At 66.9% G+C, this 17,293-nt stretch carries 29 protein-coding genes, 1 tRNA gene and 1 pseudogene; 7 read left to right on the top strand and 24 right to left on the bottom strand.

Annotation, left to right across the window (positions count from 1 at the left end; genetic code table 11):
- From ACFOMP_RS18320 to ACFOMP_RS18310, 3 genes and pseudogenes are all read left to right on the top strand, one after another.
- Positions 1–145: pseudogene (locus ACFOMP_RS18320) on the top strand (DNA polymerase III subunit epsilon); the annotation flags it as partial.
- 74 nt (positions 146–219) lie between these two features.
- On the top strand, positions 220–1,098 hold the full coding sequence (locus tag ACFOMP_RS18315; protein ID WP_289894627.1) for a YihY/virulence factor BrkB family protein: 879 nt from the start codon (positions 220–222) through the stop codon (positions 1,096–1,098).
- 83 nt (positions 1,099–1,181) lie between these two features.
- On the top strand, positions 1,182–1,613 hold the full coding sequence (locus tag ACFOMP_RS18310; protein WP_379033252.1) for a nuclear transport factor 2 family protein: 432 nt from the start codon (positions 1,182–1,184) through the stop codon (positions 1,611–1,613).
- Positions 1,614–1,629: 16 nt separating this feature from the next.
- Here ACFOMP_RS18310 and ACFOMP_RS18305 read toward each other — a convergent pair whose 3' ends face one another.
- From ACFOMP_RS18305 to ACFOMP_RS18295, 3 genes are read right to left on the bottom strand one after another with little or no spacing between them, the layout of a single operon-like run.
- Positions 1,630–3,411, bottom strand: coding sequence for a sensor histidine kinase (locus tag ACFOMP_RS18305; protein WP_289894630.1), 1,782 nt, complete (start codon positions 3,409–3,411; stop codon positions 1,630–1,632).
- A gap of 8 nt (positions 3,412–3,419) precedes the next feature.
- Entirely contained in the window at positions 3,420–4,013 is a 594-nt protein-coding gene (locus ACFOMP_RS18300; RefSeq protein ID WP_289894631.1) for an RNA polymerase sigma factor, read from the bottom strand.
- 4 nt (positions 4,014–4,017) lie between these two features.
- Positions 4,018–4,164 carry a NepR family anti-sigma factor gene (locus ACFOMP_RS18295; RefSeq protein ID WP_019352327.1) on the bottom strand — a complete coding sequence of 49 codons (147 nt, stop codon included), beginning with the start codon at positions 4,162–4,164 and terminating at the stop codon, positions 4,018–4,020.
- A 95-nt stretch (positions 4,165–4,259) separates the two neighbouring features.
- On the opposite strand from ACFOMP_RS18295, the gene ACFOMP_RS18290 reads away from it, so the two are divergent.
- Positions 4,260–5,063 carry a response regulator gene (locus ACFOMP_RS18290; RefSeq protein WP_379033248.1) on the top strand — a complete coding sequence of 268 codons (804 nt, stop codon included), beginning with the start codon at positions 4,260–4,262 and terminating at the stop codon, positions 5,061–5,063.
- Positions 5,064–5,173: 110 nt separating this feature from the next.
- Here ACFOMP_RS18290 and ACFOMP_RS18285 read toward each other — a convergent pair whose 3' ends face one another.
- The 10 genes from ACFOMP_RS18285 to ACFOMP_RS18240 form a co-directional block, all read right to left on the bottom strand.
- The gene (locus ACFOMP_RS18285; protein ID WP_379033245.1) at positions 5,174–6,142 is read right to left on the bottom strand and encodes an NAD(P)H-dependent flavin oxidoreductase; all 969 of its coding nucleotides are present in this window, start codon (positions 6,140–6,142) and stop codon (positions 5,174–5,176) included.
- A gap of 74 nt (positions 6,143–6,216) precedes the next feature.
- A complete protein-coding gene (locus ACFOMP_RS18280) occupies positions 6,217–7,272 on the bottom strand; it encodes an aldo/keto reductase (protein ID WP_379033242.1) in 1,056 nt (351 codons plus the stop codon).
- 20 nt (positions 7,273–7,292) lie between these two features.
- A tRNA-Sec gene (locus tag ACFOMP_RS18275) sits at positions 7,293–7,388 on the bottom strand.
- A gap of 76 nt (positions 7,389–7,464) precedes the next feature.
- A complete protein-coding gene (locus ACFOMP_RS18270; protein WP_379033239.1) occupies positions 7,465–8,472 on the bottom strand; it encodes a tyrosine-type recombinase/integrase in 1,008 nt (335 codons plus the stop codon).
- Positions 8,469–8,630, bottom strand: a complete 162-nt coding sequence (locus ACFOMP_RS18265) for a hypothetical protein (protein ID WP_379033236.1) — start codon at positions 8,628–8,630, stop codon at positions 8,469–8,471. The genes ACFOMP_RS18270 and ACFOMP_RS18265 overlap by 4 nt, the downstream gene beginning before the upstream one ends.
- A 164-nt stretch (positions 8,631–8,794) precedes the next feature.
- Positions 8,795–9,019: a hypothetical protein gene (locus ACFOMP_RS18260; RefSeq protein ID WP_019352143.1), complete on the bottom strand. Its 225-nt coding sequence runs from the start codon at positions 9,017–9,019 to the stop codon at positions 8,795–8,797.
- A complete protein-coding gene (locus ACFOMP_RS18255) occupies positions 9,016–9,426 on the bottom strand; it encodes a helix-turn-helix domain-containing protein (RefSeq protein WP_379033233.1) in 411 nt (136 codons plus the stop codon). The genes ACFOMP_RS18260 and ACFOMP_RS18255 overlap by 4 nt, the downstream gene beginning before the upstream one ends.
- A complete protein-coding gene (locus ACFOMP_RS18250) occupies positions 9,423–9,773 on the bottom strand; it encodes a hypothetical protein (RefSeq protein ID WP_379033230.1) in 351 nt (116 codons plus the stop codon). Before ACFOMP_RS18250 ends, ACFOMP_RS18255 begins: the two co-directional genes overlap by 4 nt.
- Positions 9,770–9,994, bottom strand: a complete 225-nt coding sequence (locus tag ACFOMP_RS18245) for a hypothetical protein (RefSeq protein ID WP_379033227.1) — start codon at positions 9,992–9,994, stop codon at positions 9,770–9,772. Before ACFOMP_RS18245 ends, ACFOMP_RS18250 begins: the two co-directional genes overlap by 4 nt.
- Positions 9,995–10,064: 70 nt before the next feature.
- Complete coding sequence (locus ACFOMP_RS18240) at positions 10,065–10,202, bottom strand: Arc family DNA-binding protein (RefSeq protein ID WP_379033224.1); 138 nt, start codon at positions 10,200–10,202, stop codon at positions 10,065–10,067.
- A gap of 114 nt (positions 10,203–10,316) precedes the next feature.
- On the opposite strand from ACFOMP_RS18240, the gene ACFOMP_RS18235 reads away from it, so the two are divergent.
- Genes ACFOMP_RS18235 through ACFOMP_RS18225 form a run of 3 tightly spaced genes read left to right on the top strand, consistent with a single transcriptional unit; the run spans position 10,317 to position 11,421 of the window.
- On the top strand, positions 10,317–10,883 hold the full coding sequence (locus ACFOMP_RS18235; protein ID WP_019352182.1) for an Arc family DNA-binding protein: 567 nt from the start codon (positions 10,317–10,319) through the stop codon (positions 10,881–10,883).
- Positions 10,884–10,943: 60 nt separating this feature from the next.
- Positions 10,944–11,216 (top strand): BrnT family toxin, encoded by a 273-nt coding sequence (locus ACFOMP_RS18230; RefSeq protein WP_019352181.1) that lies wholly within the window; start codon positions 10,944–10,946, stop codon positions 11,214–11,216.
- A complete protein-coding gene (locus ACFOMP_RS18225) occupies positions 11,200–11,421 on the top strand; it encodes a BrnA antitoxin family protein (RefSeq protein ID WP_019352180.1) in 222 nt (73 codons plus the stop codon). Before ACFOMP_RS18230 ends, ACFOMP_RS18225 begins: the two co-directional genes overlap by 17 nt.
- Positions 11,422–11,943: 522 nt before the next feature.
- Here ACFOMP_RS18225 and ACFOMP_RS18220 read toward each other — a convergent pair.
- The 11 genes from ACFOMP_RS18220 to ACFOMP_RS18170 form a co-directional block, all read right to left on the bottom strand.
- Positions 11,944–12,264 carry a hypothetical protein gene (locus ACFOMP_RS18220; protein ID WP_379033219.1) on the bottom strand — a complete coding sequence of 107 codons (321 nt, stop codon included), beginning with the start codon at positions 12,262–12,264 and terminating at the stop codon, positions 11,944–11,946.
- Between the two features lie 4 nt (positions 12,265–12,268).
- The gene (locus ACFOMP_RS18215; RefSeq protein WP_379033216.1) at positions 12,269–12,484 is read right to left on the bottom strand and encodes a hypothetical protein; all 216 of its coding nucleotides are present in this window, start codon (positions 12,482–12,484) and stop codon (positions 12,269–12,271) included.
- Positions 12,481–12,828, bottom strand: a complete 348-nt coding sequence (locus ACFOMP_RS18210; protein WP_379033213.1) for a hypothetical protein — start codon at positions 12,826–12,828, stop codon at positions 12,481–12,483. Before ACFOMP_RS18210 ends, ACFOMP_RS18215 begins: the two co-directional genes overlap by 4 nt.
- Entirely contained in the window at positions 12,828–13,001 is a 174-nt protein-coding gene (locus ACFOMP_RS18205) for a hypothetical protein (RefSeq protein WP_379033210.1), read from the bottom strand. The genes ACFOMP_RS18210 and ACFOMP_RS18205 overlap by 1 nt, the downstream gene beginning before the upstream one ends.
- On the bottom strand, positions 13,001–13,354 hold the full coding sequence (locus tag ACFOMP_RS18200; RefSeq protein ID WP_379033207.1) for a hypothetical protein: 354 nt from the start codon (positions 13,352–13,354) through the stop codon (positions 13,001–13,003). Before ACFOMP_RS18200 ends, ACFOMP_RS18205 begins: the two co-directional genes overlap by 1 nt.
- Complete coding sequence (locus tag ACFOMP_RS18195) at positions 13,354–13,779, bottom strand: hypothetical protein (RefSeq protein ID WP_379033204.1); 426 nt, start codon at positions 13,777–13,779, stop codon at positions 13,354–13,356. The genes ACFOMP_RS18200 and ACFOMP_RS18195 overlap by 1 nt, the downstream gene beginning before the upstream one ends.
- Positions 13,780–13,853: 74 nt before the next feature.
- Positions 13,854–14,423 carry a hypothetical protein gene (locus tag ACFOMP_RS18190; RefSeq protein WP_379033201.1) on the bottom strand — a complete coding sequence of 190 codons (570 nt, stop codon included), beginning with the start codon at positions 14,421–14,423 and terminating at the stop codon, positions 13,854–13,856.
- Positions 14,424–14,442: 19 nt separating this feature from the next.
- On the bottom strand, positions 14,443–14,868 hold the full coding sequence (locus ACFOMP_RS18185; protein ID WP_379033198.1) for a hypothetical protein: 426 nt from the start codon (positions 14,866–14,868) through the stop codon (positions 14,443–14,445).
- Positions 14,861–15,028, bottom strand: a complete 168-nt coding sequence (locus tag ACFOMP_RS18180) for a hypothetical protein (RefSeq protein WP_379033195.1) — start codon at positions 15,026–15,028, stop codon at positions 14,861–14,863. Before ACFOMP_RS18180 ends, ACFOMP_RS18185 begins: the two co-directional genes overlap by 8 nt.
- A 373-nt stretch (positions 15,029–15,401) precedes the next feature.
- Positions 15,402–16,310 (bottom strand): helix-turn-helix domain-containing protein, encoded by a 909-nt coding sequence (locus tag ACFOMP_RS18175; protein ID WP_379033192.1) that lies wholly within the window; start codon positions 16,308–16,310, stop codon positions 15,402–15,404.
- 226 nt (positions 16,311–16,536) lie between these two features.
- Positions 16,537–17,293, bottom strand: a 757-nt coding sequence (locus tag ACFOMP_RS18170) for a SelB domain-containing protein (RefSeq protein ID WP_379033189.1), incomplete at its 5' end; no start/stop codon positions are given.

Genomic DNA, 17,293 nt, shown 5'->3' with positions numbered 1-17,293 from the left:
GCCGGGCGCGGCGCGGCGCGGCGCGCGGCCCCGGCCGCTTGCCCCCCGCATCACCGAGGCCGAGGCGGCGGCCCATGCCGGCTTCGTGGCGACGCTGGGCGAAAAGGCGGTCTGGCTGCGTTATGGCGGCGGCGAAAACCTGTAGCCACGCGGGAACCTTTCCGAAGGGAAACGGGGTTCCCCACGGGCCGGCGACCGGAACGGGAAGAGGACGGAACATTGATCAGGGATTGGTGGCGGTTCATCCTGGCGATCTTCGAGCGGATGGACAAGATCCACATGAGTCTGATCGCGGCGGGCGTCGCCTTCTATGCCATGTTCGCGGTCTTTCCCGGCCTGGCCGCGCTGTTCGCGCTGTGGGGGCTGTGGTACGACCCGCAGGTGATCGAGCAATATGTCCACGCCACCGACGATTTCATCCCGTCGAGCGCGGCGGACATCATCTATGGCCAGATCAGCGCGCTGGTCGCCGCCGGGCGCACGCAGCTGGGCTGGACCACGGCGATTTCCTTTCTCATCGCCACCGTCTCGGCCCGGGCCGGGGTGGACGGGCTGATCCGCGGGCTGAACGCGGCGCATGGCGTGCGCTCGCATTCGACGGTGATGGGCTTCGTGCTGGCCTATGTGCTGACGCTGGTCATCGTCGCGGTGATCGCCCTGGGGCTGGCCACCATCATCGTGGTGCCCATCGCCTTCAACTTCCTGCCCGACGTGCCGCTGCGCAACTGGCTGATCGGCTCGGTGCCGTGGATGGCGATCTTTTTCATCGTGCTGGTGGTGATCGGCATCATCTATCGCTACGGGCCGAACGTGAAGACGCCGCGCACCGCGATCTTCACCTGGGGCTCGCTGTTCGCGGCGCTGGCCTGGGCGGCGGCCTCATACGGGTTCTCGGCCTATCTGGCCAGCTTCAACAGCTACAACCGCATCTATGGCTCGATCGGCGCGGTGATCGCGCTGTTGATGTGGTTCTATCTGGGCGGGTTCTCGGTGATGCTGGGGGCGCTGTTGAACCTGGAGCTGGCCCGCCGCCGCCGCTTCATCGCCGCAAGGAAGCTGCGCCACGCCGCGCGCCAGGACGGCACGCCGGGCGGATAGCGGCGGCTTGCCGCCGGCCGGCGGGCGGGAGACAGTGGTCATGCTGCCCGGGCAAGACCCGGACCCGATCGGGGAGACCGGAGATGGAAACCGCCGTCAGGAGGTTTTTCGCGCGTTACGAAAGCTGCTTCAACCGCGGGCTCGCCGGCGAGATCGAGCCCGGCGAGGTGGCGTCGCTCTATGCCTCGGATTTCGTCGCCGCCTCGCCCGCCGGGGTGATGTCGGGCAAGAACGACGACGGGCTTCGGCAGGCCATGGCGCAGGGCTATGCGCATTATCGCGCCATCGGCACCCGGGCGATGCGGATCACGCATCTTGCCCTGTCGCCGATAGACGCGAACCATTGCCTGGCCCATGTCGGCTGGAGCGCGACCTATGCCCGCGCCGACCTGCCCGAGACGGTGATCGCCTTCGAGGTGCATTACCTGGTCCAGATCCTGCAGGGCGAGCCGAAGGTCTTCGGCTGGATCTCGGGCGACGAGCAGGCGCTGCTGAAGCGGCACGGCGTTCTTTGACGGCCGGCGCGGCCGCCTAGTGCCGCGCCCCGGGCCGCGCCGCCGAGGTCAGCACCACGCGCGGCATCTCGGCCGGTTCGCGCTTGTGCAGGTTCTCGACCCGGAAGCGCAGCCGCAGCAGGTAGCGGCCGGCATCCATCTCTTGCTCGGCCTCGCCTTCCAGCTGCATGGCGAAGGCTTCGATCAGCTGGCTGCCAAGGCCGGTGCTTTCGGCCAGGCTGGCGGCGCCGACCGAGTTCTCGACCTCCAGAACCGCATGTTTCGGCCCGTCCATGCCCAGCCGCACCCGCACCCAGGGCGCGGCGCCGGGATCGGTGACGCCGGAATATTTCAGCGCATTGGTGAAGGCCTCGGTCGCCAGCAGCGTCAGCGGCACCGCCTGGTCGGGCATCAGCACCAGCGGCTCGAGCTCGGTGTCGATGCGCAGCCCGGCGCCCGGCCCGACCGAGGCATTGGCCATCTGGTTGATGATGTCGCGGATCAGCCGGTCGGCCTCGACCGAATCGAGATGCTCGGCCTGGTAGAGGTTGCGATAGATCGTCGCCAGCGAGGCCACCCGGTCCTGGACCGAGCGCAGCACCCGGCGGGCATCGTCATGCTCGATCACCCGGATCTGCATGTTGATGATCGAGGCGATCAATTGCAGGTTGTTCTTGACCCGGTGATGCACCTCTTTCAGCAGCACGGTCTTTTCGTTGACCGAAGCCTCCATCGCCTCCTCGTCGCGGATCAGGATGCGGGCCATGTTGTGGAAGGTCTGGCTCATGTCCTCGATCTCGGCCGGGGCGTCGGCCAGGACCGGCGGCGGCGCCGAGCGGTCGCCGATGGCGAAGCGGCGCATCTGGCTGCGCAGCTCGCGGATATGGCGCAGGACCAGGCGATAGACGGCGAAATAGGCCACCGCCAACGAGGCGGCCCAGAGGATCAGCGGCAGGATCAGCGCCGTGCGCCGGGTGATGTCGATGCCGGTGATGCCGGATTCGGCACGGTTCCACGAGCCCAGCGCATAGACCAGGCCCGGCACCACCGGCACGACGCTGAACACCCGGCTTTCGCCGGAATTGGAATGGTCGCGGAAGGTGGTCTCGCTGCGCGACAGCAGCGAGGTCAGCGATTTGCCGCGCGGCAACACCCGTTCGAGATCGTCCCCCGCCTCGCGGTCGGTGGACAGGATCTGGCCCTGGTTGTTGAAGGTCAGGATGCGCGCCCCGTCGGTGCCCAGGCCCGAGACATGGGTCGAGCGCAACAGGTCATGCGACATCGAGACGCTGATGAAGCCCAGAAGCTCGACCCCGCGGTAAAGCGGCTGGATGACCAGCACCACGGACTGGCCGGTGACCGGCCCGGACTGGCTGGTGGTGACCAGGGTGCCGGGGCTGTCGCGGAACTGCTGGAAGGCGGCCTCGTGCGACAGGTCGTGCACGCCCGGCACCGAGGAGCATTCCGTCACCCCGTCCAGCCGGGTGAAACCGGCATAGACGAAATTCACCGTGCGCTGGACGAAGCCGCGCATGATGTCGGAACAGGCCTGCGGCCGGTCCATGGTTTCCAGCACCGCCGGGCCCAGCGCGTCGGCGGTGCCGAGCGCGCTTTGCAGCAGCGCGCGTTCGCCGGCGGCGGCGGTGGCGGTGCGGCCGAGCAGCGCGATTTCCGAGCTGCGCTCGTATTCGCGCGACAGGTGCAGGGTCTGGATGACCGAGATCAGGCCGATGGGCAGGATCGCCACCGACAGAAGCCCGCCGAGCCGGAAGCCCAGACCCTTGGTGAATTCCAGCCGGTCCAGAAGGCGCCGCAACACCGGGCGCCTCAGCGCAGGATCGGGGTGTTCTGCGCCATGACCGCCAGCGTGGCGCGGTCGGTCATCTCGAATTCCTCGCCTTCCTCAAGATGCAGCAGCTCGGCCAGCCGGCGGCGGCCGCGATTGGCCCGCGACTTGACGGTGCCCACCGCGACGCCGGTCATCGAGGCGGCTTCCTCGTAGGAAAAGCCCGAGGCGCCGACCAGGATCAGCGCCTCGCGCTGTTCGTCGGGCAGCTTGTCGAAGGCGGTGCGGAAATCGTTCAGCGCCAGGCGGCCGTCATGTTCGGGGCGGGTGGCCTGGCGGGCGGCATGGATGCCGTCGGTGTCGCTGACCTCGCGCCGGGTCTTGCGGCGGGCGGAATAGAAGGTGTTGCGCAGGATGGTGAACAACCAGGCGCGCAGGTTGGTGCCGGGCTGGAACTTGTCGATATGGGTCCAGGCCTTGACGATGGTGTCCTGCACCAGATCGTCGGCCGACGCCCCCTCGCGGGTGAGGGACAGGGCGAAGGCGCGCAGGGCCGGCAGATGCTCGACCAGCTCGTCCCGAGGGTCGCCATGGGCGTCGGAACGGGCGGTTTGCGCCGCTTTGCGATCGGTCATGCAGTCACTCCTGCTCGCGCAACTTGTCGAGCAATTGCAGGAACCTGTCGGGAATCTGCTGGGTCGCGTCCTGCTCGTAGACTCGGCGCAGGTTCTCGTCGATCTGCTTCTCGATGGCGGCTCGCCTGCGTTCCTCACGCCTGGTATTCATTTTTTAGTTATTCCCGATAATCTTGTGCGCACCTTGCCTAACCGTTACGTATCCGGTCAAGTTCCAAACACATGACGTCTTTTTTCGAGGTAGCCATGACCGCAGCGGATCTCGCCCAGTCCATCAGCCGAGAGCTGCCCTATCTGCGCCGCTATGCGCGCGCGCTGACCGGCAGCCAGACCGCCGGCGACAATTATGCCGCCGCCACGCTGGAGGCCATCCTGACCGATCGCAGCCTGATGGATGGCGAGGATACCCGCATCGGGCTGTTCCGCACCTTCCACGCCATCTGGCAAAGCTCGGGCCAGCCGGTGGAACAGGAGACGCAGACCCCGCGCGAGGCGCGCGCCCAGGCGCATCTGCGCGGCCTGACCCCCAATTCGCGCGAGGCGCTGCTGCTGCGCACCATCGAGGAGCTGCGCTACGACCAGATCGCCGCGGTCATGCAATGCCCGCAGGCCGAGGCCGAGGAGCTGGTGCAGATCGCCCTGAGCGAGATGGGCCAGACGCTCTCCGGCAAGGTCATGGTGATCGAGGACGAGACCATCATCGCCATGGACCTGAGGGGCATCGTCCAGGCCATGGGTCATGAGGTGACCGGCATCGCCCGCACCCACAGCGCCGCCGTCGAGCTGGCGCATCAGAAGCGGCCGGACCTGATCCTGGCCGATATCCAGCTGGCCGACGGCTCGTCGGGCATCGACGCGGTGAACGAGCTCTTGGCCGACATGGGCGATATCCCGGTGATCTTCATCACCGCCTTCCCCGAGCGGCTGCTGACCGGCGACCGGCCGGAGCCGGCCTTCCTGATCTCGAAACCCTATTCCGAGGAGCAGGTGCGCTCGGCGGTGTCGCAGGCGATGTTCTTTGCCTCGACCGAGGGGCTGGCCGTGTCCTGAGGCGCCGCCGCGCCGGGCGGCGCGGTCGCGGGGGTATTTGACAAACGGTGAAAGCCGCGGGGCGGTGCCCCGCCGCGCCGCGGCAGGGGATTCGGGCAAGGCAGGAGCCGTCAGGCGCCGCAGAGGGCGGCGCGGGCTTCGGCATGTTCCCGGGCCAGGCGGTCGACCAGCCCGGCGGCGGCAACCACCTCGCGCACCGCGCCGATGCCCTGGCCCGAGCCCCAGATCTGGCTCCAGGCCTTGGGGCGGGGGGAGTTTTCGTCGAAGCTCATGTCCGAGACCTCGCCGCGCTCCAGCCGGTCCGGGTCGAGCCCGGCGGCGCGGATCGAGGGCGCGAGGTAATTGCCCGAGACGCCGGTGAAAAGCGAGGAGGTGACCACGTCCTCGGCCCCGGATTCCACGATCATGCGCTTGTAGTCGGCGGGGGCATTGGCTTCCTCGGTGGCGATGAAGGGGCTGCCGACATAGGCCAGGTCCGCGCCCATGGCCTGCGCCGCCAGCACCGCGCGGCCGGTGGCGATGGCGCCCGACAAGAGCAGCGGGCCGTCGAACCAGGTGCGGATCTCCTGCACCAGCGCAAAGGGCGATTGCGGGCCGGCATGGCCGCCGGCGCCCGCCGCCACCGCGATGAGGCCGTCGGCGCCCTTCTCGATGGCCTTCCTGGCGAAGCGTTCGTTGATCACGTCATGCAGGGCGATGCCGCCGCAATCATGCGCGGCCGCGTTCACCTCGGGCCGGGCGCCGAGGCTGGTGATCCAGATCGGCACCCGATGCTTGTGGCAGATCTCGATGTCGCGCTGCAGCCGGGCGTTCGAGCGGTGCACGATCTGGTTCACCGCGAACGGCGCCGCCGGATGATCGGGATTGGCCTGATTGTGGCGGTCGAGTTCCTCGGCGATGCGGGTCAGCCAGGCGTCGAGCAGCGCCGGCTCGCCGTCCTTTTCGCGGGCGTTCAGCGCCGGGAAGCTGCCGACGATGCCGGCCTTGCATTGCGCGATCACCAGATCGGGGCCCGAGACGATGAACATCGGCGAGGCGACGACGGGAATGCGCAGGTTGGCAAGGATGGGCGGCAGCATGGTTTCTCCTCCGGTCGGGTCGCGGGCAGATTGCCCGCCCCCGGTCGCGCTGCCAATGGTTCCGTCGCGTCGGCTCAATAGGGCATCGGGTGGGCGCGGTGCAGCTGGTCGATGCGGCGCAGCGCCTCGTCGGACAGCACCAGGTCCAGACCGGCAAGCAGGTGGTCGAGCTGCCCCGTATCGGTGGCGCCGATGATCGGGATCGACGGGAACGGCCGCTGCCGGGTGAAGGCGATGGCCATGTGGATCGGGTCGAGCCCCAGTTCGGCCGCCAGCCGATGCCAGGCCGCGACGGCGGCGATGGCGCGGTCGGTGCGGCGGCCGCCCAGATTGCCCAGGCCGCCGGTCTCGGCATCGACCGCCGCGCGGCTGCCGGGCGGATTGCCGCCACCCTGGTACTTGCCGGTCAGGAGCCCCGCCGCCAGCGGCGAGTAGGCGAGCAGCGTCACCCCCTCGTTCACCGCAAGCTCGGCCAGGTCGGTGTCGAAGGCCCGATAAAGCAGGGAATATTCGTTCTGGATCGCCGCGACGCGCGGCGCGCCCAGCCGATCGGCCGTGTCGATCCAGCGCGCCGTGCCCCAGGCGGATTCGTTCGAGAGGCCGAAGGCGCGGATCTTGCCGGCCCGGAGCAGATCCGCCGCCGCTTCCAGCACATCCGCCATATGCGCCAGCGTCGCGGCGCGGTCCTGCTGCGAGGGATCGTAGCGCCAGTTCTGGCGAAAGGCGTAGCTGCCGCGCAGCGGCCAGTGCAGCTGGTAGAGGTCGATATGATCGGTCCCGAGCCGCTTCAGCGAGGCGTCGACGGTCCGGCGCAGAATGGCCCCGTCATAGCCCTGCGGGCGGACGGTGCCGCTGGGGCCGGTGATCTTGGTGGCGATCTGCACCCGGTCGCGGCCGCCGCGCGCCGCCAGCCAGTCGCCGAGGATCTCCTCGCTGCGGCCGACGCTCTCGCGCCGGACCGGGTTCACCGGATACATCTCGGCCGTGTCGAGGAAGCTGACGCCGGCGGCCAGCGCCCGGTCCATCTGGGCATGGGCCTCGGCGGCGGCGGTCTGGTTGCCGAAGGTCATCGTGCCCAGGCAGATCCCGCTGACCGAAACGCCGCTCTCGCCAAGCTCCATCCTGTGCATCCCACCTTCCTTTTCGGATTTGGCGGAAGAGAGTGGGAGTCGAACCCACCCGGGACAGGCTCACTGCCCCAACCGGATTTGAAGTCCGGCCGCCCCACCGGGGACGCTTCTCTTCCATTGCCATCGTTTCCAATGGCTTATTGACAGCGACCAGACCCTTTATTTGGCCCGTTCGCAACAGTTTCTCAATATTCACGTTTCGCACCTGTTCTGTTCCCGGCGCGATTGCGCCTCCTTAGCACGCGCCTTCTGGCGAGAGGAACCGGTGTAGTGCCGAACCATCGCCACGCTCGAATGCCCGGTGATCGCCTGTATGACTTCATCGCTGCACTCGGCGGCCGCCAGTTCGTGCGCCGCAGTATGGCGAAGCGCATGTATGTCGAACTCCTCGGCACCGATTTCCGTCCTGACAGCCATGATCAAGGCATGTGCGCCGTGATAGCTGGTCGGTCGGCCATTGGCCTGCGCGCAGATGGTCAGCCCAACCTTCGGTGTCGCGCCCAGCGCCTCACGCAAGCCACTCGTTAGGGGTATCCAAAGGGGAGCGCCCGTCTTGCCCTGCCGGACATGCACACCACCCTCAGCCAGATCGTCCCAGCACATCTTCAGCACGTCGCCGATGCGCTGGCCGGTGCCCAGCAGAAGCTCAAAGATCAACCTCGCTCGCGTCCCTATAGGCGCGGCCTGTCTGAAAGCCGCGATCATGTCTTCCGGCCAAGGCAGGCGGGGTGCACGGCCGCTCTTCAGAAGCCGAACGCCTTTCGCCGGGTTGTCGTCGCGCCAGCCCTGATCGATCGCATGCTCGAACATGACGCGCAGCACCTGGACGATGTAATTGGCGAAGCGCACCGCCTCCTTGTTGACCTGCTGTGCGCGGATCACATCCTTGCGTTTCATTCTGTCCGCAGGCAGGGGGCCAAGCTTCTCCTTCACATAGTCCAGCACCCGCAGATAATCCTGCCGCGAGCGTGGCGCCAACGCCGTGAAGCGGTCGCTGAACTGATAGCTGATCGCCAATGCTTTAAGCGTGCGACCCGCCGGCACCGGCGCCCGGCCGCGCAGGATCGCGGCATATTCAGCCCAGAACTCTGGCGTGCCGGGCTCGCTGACGATCCGGACTGTCTTGAAGCCACGACGAATGAAATAGATCCTGCCGCCCTTCTTGCGATAGACATATTTGGGCAACTCTCTCTTGGTCATCTGCGCATATCCGTCGCGTCGAATTCGTCTGCGGGTTCGTGCGGGCCGCAGCGCACGTCGATTTCGCCCTGTGGGCCCACCTTGATGTCGGTAATCGGCAGACCGGCCTCCTTGACCGTGCGGATCACTTTTTCAAGGTTGGCCTGGCTGAACTTCATTCGCGCGCGCATGGGTCATACCCTCTCGGAAAGCGCTGCCGAATCCTCTGCGCGCGCCTGCACGGCCGTGAGAGCGGCTAAGTCGGAAAGATCGCTCCAGAGGCCGGCCGCAGCAGACATGCGGGGCCAGCAGGACGCCCAGCGCCGCGACGATGAAGACAAGGTCATGGTGCACCTCCCATCAGCCGGCGAAGGATCAGCGCGTCCTCGAGCGGCTTGGCGCAGGCGCGCAGCTCGGGGTTGGCATGGGTGCGCAGAAACTCGACCGTCCGCAGTTGCCATGCTACGGGCAGAGCGTAGATTCGGCGCAGGATTTCCTCAGCCGAGATGTCAGCTTCGGAGCGGGCCTGATCGCACCGGGCATCTTGCATGCCGCGATGGATGCTCATGACTGATTCCCTTCGATGAAGGCTCGCACCTCGTCCACCCGGACAAAGGTCGCCGCGCCGCGCTTGTGGATGTTGATGTGCCCGGCATCAGCCCAGCGGTAGAGCGTCGCCCGATGCACGCCGAAAATTTCCTGCGCCTTGACGGGGCGGACGTAGATCGGTTGCGGCCCAGCGCTTCGCTGGTCAAGGGCCCGCGCTCCGCGTGCGGCCAAAACCTGTTCGGCATTCTCGCGGCGGCGCTCGGCTTCCCGACTTGCATCCTCTTGCGCCCGCAGGACCAGGCGCGAAACCTCTCGTTGCAACACGGCTTCGATCTGGTTCCGCGCGGTATTCATGATGGCGTCGATCTGCTGACGGGCGGAAACTGATAGTGCAACGCCGGCGGTAGAGACGGGGCGGCGGTTCATTGCGCGCCCCCGATCAGGGCGCGGGCCTGATCCACCAGGGCGCGGCCCAGATCGCTGGCGTTCTCGATGGCACCGCCATCGTCGGCGCTCAAGATCTTGATCGCCCAGGCCTCGGGCGAGCAGGCCGGGGCGGCCGCAATGCGGTCCTGAAGCTGGATCAGCCGCGTCATGCCGGCATCCCATGCGGTCGGATCCTCTGCTCGTTCGGTCGCCTCGAGGCGGTCATTCAGGGCCTTGGCCTGCTGCCAGAGGGCCAGCAGCGAGACGGCGGGAGCATCAGCGCCCAACGTGGGCGCCGGCGCCAAGGCGGCAACCGCCGGCAGGGCGATCAGATCGCGGCGGTTCATTGCGCACCCCCGATCTGGCGCAACTCGCCCAGCGCGATCTCTAGGCCGAGGATGGGCAGCGTGATGCGCTGGGCGATCAGAACCGCAATGTGATCCTGGATCAGGCTGGCGGCGCGACTGACGCGCTTTTCGGTGGCCTTGCGCTTGGGCTGACCGGGCCGGCGGCGGGGCGCTGGCGAAACCGGCAGGTTGCCTTGGCGAGGTTTTTCGGGGATATTCATGGGGAAATGTCCTTTCTCTGGGGCATCAAGGCCGGTGTCAGCGGTGCAACGCTGCCCGGCCGCTTTCATTTCAGGATTGCGGGCGCCGGGCATCGGCGGCCTCGAGGGTCGGGCGCAGACGCTGCACGATCTCGGCGTTCATGCTGCGGCCGTTCTGCTGCGCTTCCTTCTTGAGTTGGTCGCGCCAACCATCCGGCAACCGCAACATGAAGGATGTCTTGAAGGTTCGGTTCGTCATTTCACACCTATCCAATGGGTATGTCTCATACATATCCACTGGATAGGAATTGCGTCAAGCTGGAAAATACCCAATGGGTAGGTCATGGCTGAAGATACCTCCCGAGCGTGGAAAGACCAGTATATGCTCCGGTTGCCTGATGGGCTCCGTGAGCGGATTAAAAGCAGGGCAGAGGGTGAAAAATCTTCGATCAATGCAGAGATCGTGAAGGTTCTTCTCCGGGAGTTCCCAGCGCCCGCCCCGAAGGTGGGCGCTGTTCAGATCGCGATGGAAAACGTTCTGCGGGCGTTGCGGCGCAACGCCTCGGTGCGATGGCGGGACTGTCTTTCACACTATGCAGACATGAACAATCTTGACGCGGATGCGCTTGGAGCGATTCGCGACGCGCGCGATGTGACCCTATCTTATCGTTACCCCGATGGGCTGGTTTTCACTATGAAGGCCCCGCTGCCAATAGAACACACAATTGCCGAATGGCTGGCGCAGATTGAACACAGCGAGACCGATGACCAGATGCAAGAACGCCTGGCCGAGTTGAATGATTTCCTGGCCGCAGGTCCCGATCCCTCCCAGTTCGAAGCCGTGATCGATCCTGACGGCACCTCGCCGCGCCTCTCTGGCAAAGCCGTGGTGCTGCGGCTGAAGCCCTGACCCTCAATTTCTGTTACTACAGATATTGACGCCCGCACCCCTCATGATTACTGTTACTACATGAAATGCACCAGCGACCCGGCGAAGCGCGCCAAGACCCTTGCCGAACGGGGGATCGATCTTGAAGCGGACGGCGCCGAGGTTCTGGCTGGCGCGACCCTGACGTTCGAGGATGATCGCTTCGACTATGGCGAAACCCGCCTCATCAGCATCGGCTTCCTGCGCAGCCGCATGGTGGTGATGATCTGGACGCCGCGCGGCGAAACCGCCCACGTCATCAGCATGAGGAAGGCCAATGACCGCGAACAGAAAGCCTATGCCCCCCGATTTTGACGACGACGCGCCCGACCTGGCGACGCCCTATTGGGAAAAGCGCGCCGCCAAGGCCACGGTCCAGCGCGGCCGGCCGAAGCTGGAGAGCCCCAAGGTCAGCACCACCATCCGGCTAAGCCCCGAGGTGATCGCCTATTTCAAGGCCGGCGGCCCGGGCTGGCAAAGCCGCATCGACGAGGCGCTGCGCAAACTGGCCGGGGTCTGATGACCTCAATTTGAGGATGCGCCTCGATCCGGCCCCCATTGGGGGATGAACCGTCCTCCATCCACCATCGATGGCCCGACGTCCCCCAGTGGGGGTATCGCTCAATGCGTCCAGTTTTGGACGCATCTACAAGGCCGACGTTCTCCGGGACGTTCGCGTGATTCTGGAACAGCTTGGCGAGGTAGCCAGCAAATTTGCTGGCAACCGGCCCGCTGCCCGGCGCGCATGGTATTCCACCATTGGTGGGTCACCTCTGACGGACCGCCCGGCGCCTGGGAAGGCCGGGGCCTCGATCCTGCAATGCAGGTTGAACAACCCGGCGCGCACTTCCGCCAACGGCGGGAGTGCCATGGCGCGCCGCTGGCGCAATGAGAAAGCCCCGGCCAGCATGTGCTGCACCGGGGCTCTGACGCCACGCCGCCAAGGCTACGGCCGCACCATGTCGGGGTTATGGGGCACTCGCCGACTTGCCCGGATGCTTCGGCTGAAGAAGAGAAACCAGGCGCACCCCGCCCTTTTCTGTCAGCCACCTATGCCTTCAGCACGCAAGCGCGCGCGATACTTCAACTCGTGCATGAGGTTCTTGAGAAAGATCCGCGTTGCCTCGGGAAACACCTCATCCTCGATGATCGGGTCCGCGATGTCCTTGATCGGCATCGTCTGTTCGATCAGTGGAAAGCGCCCGCGACCGGAGCGCTTATAGATGCTTGGCCGGGCTTTCTTGCCGACCTTTGCCACGAAAGCGCCGGGGTTTGCGTGCTTTTCAACTCGTCCATCGCCATCTTGACCTGGCGAAGATAAACCTCGATGGAAACTTGCGGGCCAGGGATGCGGCGGCTCCATCGGCTCATCGCCGCGCCTCCGGGTCCACCAGCGGTATCACCACGCCCGGCGCGGGCTTGGCGCGGCCGTTGGCGATCAGGTGCCGCGCAGTCGCCCAGTCCACGCTGATACGCTCGCCGGCAAAATGGGCCTGACCATGCAGGATAATCCCTGCCCGCGGGGCGCGGCGCAGGGGCGAGGCCGGTTGGGGCCGGCCAATGATCTCGACCTCGAACATCATTTGCGCGCGTCCGGATTGAAGCGGGGCAGCCTGACGCCCTCGGCCAGACGGGCACGGCCGCGCGCGACCAGGTCATGCGCGACGGCCCAACCGGCCTCGACCGTGTCGTCGTCAAAGCACGCCCTGCCCTCGACCATGACGGCCGGGCCGCGTTTCGGCTTCAGCACCGCCTCGATCTCGATCTTGCCGCGCGGCACCGCCAGGCCGCGCTCGATCAGCGCCACGGCCATGGGCAGGTCGACTTCGACCCGCTGGCCGTCCTGCAACGCGCGACCGTCCACGATGATGGAAGGCGCAACCTGGGCAGCTTCCCCGATGATCGTCAGCTGATAGCGTGTCGCCATCACAGCACTCCTTTGGAAAACGGCCAGCCGATCAGCCAGCCCTTGCGCGCCAGCCGCCGGACGCGGCGGGCGCTGGGGTTCTTGCCCTTGGGTGGGGGCACCTCGGTCATCTTCAACGCGTCCGTGGGCTTGGCGAGGTGGCGCAGCCGCGCGGGCCGGGTCTTGCGCGCCATCACCAGTCCCAGACCCAGCTGCGCCGCGGTTCCTTGCGCTGCATCTGGCGGATAGCAGCGTCGCCCACCGCCGCCTCGATCAGCTGCGCGGCGCGGAAGCATTGGGCGGGCGTCAGGTCGGGCCAGGCATCCGAAATGCGGTCGGCAGCCTTGTCCAGATCGACCCAGCGGAACCGGCCCAGCGCCGGCGCCGTCACATAGATGATCGGGCTGCCCTCGGCATCCGGGCGGTTGGCGTTGCGGATGCTTGCCGCCTGCACTACCGCCACGACCTCGGCCGGCAGCATGTTCCCCGGCGCCGCGGGTGTGGGCCGATGCGCGCTGCGGGGGCTGAGCCAGTCCCGCAGGCCCATCACGGCGCCGCCGGGGTAAAGCGCCAGGCGAAGCCCGGGTCGGGCAGGACGGCCTTCATGCCGCACCAGCAGGTGGCGGTTAGGCTACCATCCCCTGCGGTGCGATCGATCAACAGCCGGATCTCGCCGCCAATGGCCAGCCCGAAGCGGTCGAAAGCGCCGATCACCGTCCGGTCGGCGGCGGCGCACAGTTCGGCCGGGATCGAATGCACGAACAGCTGGCCGGCCTGATCGCCATAGCCCGGGCCGAAATCCGACCCGCTCACCAGATCATCGGTGCCGACGATGGCGCGCAGCTCGCGAAAGCGCACGCCCTTGGCCGCAGCGGCGCCCAGGCTGAACGCCCCCGGATCCGCAGCCAGGATCGCGCCCAGAAGTTCTGCATCGGCTGCCTGCGCCAAGCCGAGCGTGACGGCATGCAGCACTGCCGCCAGCAACTCATCGTCGCCGCGGTCCTTTTGTTCGCGCCGGGTCAGCGAGACGCGGAATGCATAGCCTTTCAGATCATCAGGCCGTTCGACCGGTCACCGACCAGAACCGAGCCAAGCGGCGTCAGCGGGGCCGTGCCGGGGTTTTCCGGATCATCATCGCCGTCCGGGTCCAGCACCACCTCGAAGGGCGCGGGCCGCACCACCTCAAGCCCCATCGGCACAACCTGCAGCGCGGGCACGCCGGTGCCGGTCTCGATGACGCGGCCCTTGGGCTCGATCAGCAGGTGCGCCCCGGCCTGCAGCGTGCGGGCATAGGTCAGCAGGCTTTCGGCAAGGGTCATGGCCTCGCTGGGCTGGTTGCTTGCCGGGGCTTCGAATGCCGGGAGGTGATCGGCGCCGATGTCGAGCGTCACCATGCGCGCCGCCGGCATCGGAATGCGCAGGGTGCGGTCAAGGTCGCCACCCGGCGCGCGCTCGGCATATGGCAGCGCATTCCTGGCTGCCGCGAAAGCGCACCGCAAGCGCTCCATCGCCGGGGTTTCGGCGGGCCGCGGGTCACGGGTCAGATACTGGCCGACGATACCGCGGTGGCGGCTCTGGCTGCGGTCGAAGGGGGCGTTGTTCGGTTTGACCGTCATGGCGGCTCCTGGGTGAAGGTCAGTGGGCAGAGGTTGCAAACGGGGGGCAATGCTCGCCGCGCATGGCGGCGGCGCGGGCAATCAGCGCCGAGGCGTCATGTTCGGACAGGCCCCAGCGCGCGCAGAGACCGCACCAGACCGCGAGCTCTTCGGCGGTGACGGGTGCAGGTTTCCGGCCCCAGAAATGGCCGAGCCAGCCCACAGCGGCGAGCGTGTCGCCGTCGATGCCGCGCGCCCGATCCTGCCCCAGAAAGCTCGCGCCGAACTTCACCAGCTCGCCATGGGTCCAGTCGAACAAGCCCCGGCCGCAGCGGCGCAGGCGGCCTTCCTCGGCCATTTGTCGGACGCGGCGGATGGTGACGCCCCATTCCTCGGCGAGGAAGCTGGCCTCGCACGCCCAGACCGGCCGGGTTTCGGCGGGAATATCCGCGGAACGCTCAGCCATGATCGCGAGCCTCGACGGGTTGCAGGGCGCGGCGCAGGACGGCGTTGATGCAGGCCGCCACCGAGATATTCCGAAGCCCGGCCAGCCGGCGGCGCTCGGCCGCCAGCAGCGGCGCCACATCAGGATCGACAATGACGCTGGTCTTCATGGTTTCGGTCATTTTTCAAACCTCGTGTTACGGATAGCGGCATCCTGCGGGATTTCGCCTTTTCATTCCTCTGGCGGGATTTCACCTCTGCCTTGGTGGCCGGTTGAAGAAACGGAAACCGCTTTTCGAGGCCCACGCACATGCGAATATTCGCGGGGAATGGCCCCCCGCATGGCGCACCCTCCCTCGAAAGGACCCGGGGCAAGGGGGGTGTGCCAGTATGGCTTGCCCTGCCGGTCATGCGCCGGGCCGATCAGCTAAGCGGGATGCGGCCAAGCCCGTAGCCGTGCCCCAGCGGAGCACCGCGCGCAGCGGCCTGCCGCGCACGGCGGACCACCACAGGGTGGGCAATGGGGCTTTTCACCGCTGCCGGCAGCGCGAGCGTTCATGCCGTCACCCCCACCCTGCGCAAATCGGCAGGCCTCACCAACCCCTTGTCGAGCATGTGCCGCGCCAACGCCGGGCTGATGGCCGAAGACGGGACCGGCCTGCCCTGGGTCAGCGCCGGCGCCCACAGCGCGGCCAGCGCGTCCAGATCGACCCTGCCCGAGTTCGCGGCCATCGGAACCGCCTCGCCTCTGCCCGGCTGCCTGCGCGTCGCCGGCGTCAGCGGAGCCTTGCGCGCCTCGAGGCGCGCGCTCATGATCTGCATCTCGGGGGTGAAATAAGCGAAGCTGTGAACTTGCCTGTCGCCTTTCCGGGCTATGACTGCCCGGATCCGTTCGCAAACCAGCTCTTTGGTGAAATGCGGCAGGTCGAGCCAGCGCCGTGCTTCGGCCATGTCGGCCGGCCCGCCAAGCGTCGTCTCCTCTGCCGGGTCCAGCCCTATCGCCTCAAGGATCTTTCCCCGAAACCCATCTGCTTCGCGCACGCGGTCATCATCATCCTGATGGTTATTGATGGTTCCTGACGGTTCGGGTGAACCGCCGTTCACCTTTTCCTGTTCACCGGTTCGGGGTTTGTGTTTCCTGGTTCGGGGTGAACCCTGTTCGGGGTGAACACGGTTCAGGGTTTCCAGTTCACCCTTTTTCAACAAGTCGAGGTTCAACGTATACTCGTTGCAGTTGCGCCGCCCGGTCCCTGTCTCAATCGAAACGAGCCCCTGCGCCTCGAGCCGTCGGACGATTTTCTGCACCCCGCGCTCGGTCATTCGCGCCTTCTGCGCGAGAGACTTGATGGCCGGCCAGCAATAGCCGTCGTCATCCGCAAAATCAGCAATGGCGAGAAGCACCAGCAGGTCGTTCCGATCCGCCGGACCATGACGCCACGCCAGCGAAGAGCAATAGACGCTCATTTCGCACCCTCCCCAAGGATGCGATTTCTCACGTCGCGATAGTCGTTCGGCACCCATGCACTGATACCATCGGGCGACGGACGCGCAGAGCCCAGCGCCTCGCAACATTCACGATGCGTTCTGGAAAGGTTCCGGCCGCTTTCGCAACCTTCCACACTGGCAATTTCAGGCTTTTCGTGCGGATTTGAAGTCCGGCCGCCCCACCGGGGACGCTTCTCTTCCCTGTTCACATCGCGGACCCACCCGGGCCGAACAGGTCGATCCGGTGCGGATTGATGCGACGAAGATCGCCCCGGCGCAAGGTCAGACCGAGCCGGTCGAAGAAATCCAGGATCTGGATCGCCACCTTGCGGCCATTCTGCACCCGGTCGCGAAAGGCCGGGGCGCTGAACCAGCCATCCGGGCTGGCGGTGGAAAGGTCGCGGATGATGCCGACCATCTCGATGGTGGTGGCGCGGGCGAAGAAATGGTCATGCGCGATCTGGTCGATGCGGCCCTGCCGCGCCGCCATGCGCATCATGCGGCGCAGCTCGGTCTCGTCCAGGCCGAGTTCATGGGCGAAGTCGCGGACGCGCGGCGGGCGGAAACGGTCCTCGCCGGCAAGCCGCGGCAGGATCCGCGCCAGGGTTGCCTCGTCTTCGTCCGAGAGGCGCGGCAGGTGGCCGGGCAGGCGGATGAAGGCGCCGTCCAGCGCGATGCGTCCGGCCCCGGCCTCGGCGCGCAGGAAGGCGGCGAAGGCGTCCTTGGGCAGGCGCGGTTCCAGCTTCAGCCGCAGCCTTTCGCGGCCCAGGCCCTGCAGGTCGGCATTCTCGGCGTGAAAGGCGGCCAGCTCGGCCAGCATCGCCGCGCGCAGGGCGGCCAGCCGCTCGGGGGCCAGCGCCTGCCGGGTGCCGGCGATCACGGCCTCGCCCACGCCGGCGACGGCAGCGGCCAGACCGGCGGCGGCCAGTGCCCGGTCGCGGGCGAAGGCGTCGAGGTCCACC

This window comes from Paracoccus simplex (assembly GCF_042648325.1).
GTDB lineage: Bacteria > Pseudomonadota > Alphaproteobacteria > Rhodobacterales > Rhodobacteraceae > Paracoccus > Paracoccus simplex.
This window is presented reverse-complemented; position numbering and strand designations above follow the sequence as displayed.

Coding starts and splice junctions, on each gene's coding strand:
- ACFOMP_RS18310 (WP_379033252.1), top strand. CDS start 1,182: ATGGAAACCGCCGTCAGGAGGTTTTTCGCGCGTTACGAAAGCTGCTTC.
- ACFOMP_RS18300 (WP_289894631.1), bottom strand. CDS start 4,013: ATGACCGATCGCAAAGCGGCGCAAACCGCCCGTTCCGACGCCCATGGC.
- ACFOMP_RS18295 (WP_019352327.1), bottom strand. CDS start 4,164: ATGAATACCAGGCGTGAGGAACGCAGGCGAGCCGCCATCGAGAAGCAG.
- ACFOMP_RS18290 (WP_379033248.1), top strand. CDS start 4,260: ATGACCGCAGCGGATCTCGCCCAGTCCATCAGCCGAGAGCTGCCCTAT.
- ACFOMP_RS18285 (WP_379033245.1), bottom strand. CDS start 6,142: ATGCTGCCGCCCATCCTTGCCAACCTGCGCATTCCCGTCGTCGCCTCG.
- ACFOMP_RS18280 (WP_379033242.1), bottom strand. CDS start 7,272: ATGCACAGGATGGAGCTTGGCGAGAGCGGCGTTTCGGTCAGCGGGATC.
- ACFOMP_RS18270 (WP_379033239.1), bottom strand. CDS start 8,472: ATGACCAAGAGAGAGTTGCCCAAATATGTCTATCGCAAGAAGGGCGGC.
- ACFOMP_RS18265 (WP_379033236.1), bottom strand. CDS start 8,630: ATGAAGTTCAGCCAGGCCAACCTTGAAAAAGTGATCCGCACGGTCAAG.
- ACFOMP_RS18260 (WP_019352143.1), bottom strand. CDS start 9,019: ATGAGCATCCATCGCGGCATGCAAGATGCCCGGTGCGATCAGGCCCGC.
- ACFOMP_RS18255 (WP_379033233.1), bottom strand. CDS start 9,426: ATGAACCGCCGCCCCGTCTCTACCGCCGGCGTTGCACTATCAGTTTCC.
- ACFOMP_RS18250 (WP_379033230.1), bottom strand. CDS start 9,773: ATGAACCGCCGCGATCTGATCGCCCTGCCGGCGGTTGCCGCCTTGGCG.
- ACFOMP_RS18245 (WP_379033227.1), bottom strand. CDS start 9,994: ATGAATATCCCCGAAAAACCTCGCCAAGGCAACCTGCCGGTTTCGCCA.
- ACFOMP_RS18240 (WP_379033224.1), bottom strand. CDS start 10,202: ATGTTGCGGTTGCCGGATGGTTGGCGCGACCAACTCAAGAAGGAAGCG.
- ACFOMP_RS18235 (WP_019352182.1), top strand. CDS start 10,317: ATGGCTGAAGATACCTCCCGAGCGTGGAAAGACCAGTATATGCTCCGG.
- ACFOMP_RS18230 (WP_019352181.1), top strand. CDS start 10,944: ATGAAATGCACCAGCGACCCGGCGAAGCGCGCCAAGACCCTTGCCGAA.
- ACFOMP_RS18225 (WP_019352180.1), top strand. CDS start 11,200: ATGCCCCCCGATTTTGACGACGACGCGCCCGACCTGGCGACGCCCTAT.
- ACFOMP_RS18220 (WP_379033219.1), bottom strand. CDS start 12,264: ATGGAGCCGCCGCATCCCTGGCCCGCAAGTTTCCATCGAGGTTTATCT.
- ACFOMP_RS18215 (WP_379033216.1), bottom strand. CDS start 12,484: ATGATGTTCGAGGTCGAGATCATTGGCCGGCCCCAACCGGCCTCGCCC.
- ACFOMP_RS18210 (WP_379033213.1), bottom strand. CDS start 12,828: ATGGCGACACGCTATCAGCTGACGATCATCGGGGAAGCTGCCCAGGTT.
- ACFOMP_RS18205 (WP_379033210.1), bottom strand. CDS start 13,001: ATGGCGCGCAAGACCCGGCCCGCGCGGCTGCGCCACCTCGCCAAGCCC.
- ACFOMP_RS18200 (WP_379033207.1), bottom strand. CDS start 13,354: ATGGGCCTGCGGGACTGGCTCAGCCCCCGCAGCGCGCATCGGCCCACA.
- ACFOMP_RS18190 (WP_379033201.1), bottom strand. CDS start 14,423: ATGACGGTCAAACCGAACAACGCCCCCTTCGACCGCAGCCAGAGCCGC.
- ACFOMP_RS18185 (WP_379033198.1), bottom strand. CDS start 14,868: ATGGCTGAGCGTTCCGCGGATATTCCCGCCGAAACCCGGCCGGTCTGG.
- ACFOMP_RS18180 (WP_379033195.1), bottom strand. CDS start 15,028: ATGACCGAAACCATGAAGACCAGCGTCATTGTCGATCCTGATGTGGCG.
- ACFOMP_RS18175 (WP_379033192.1), bottom strand. CDS start 16,310: ATGAGCGTCTATTGCTCTTCGCTGGCGTGGCGTCATGGTCCGGCGGAT.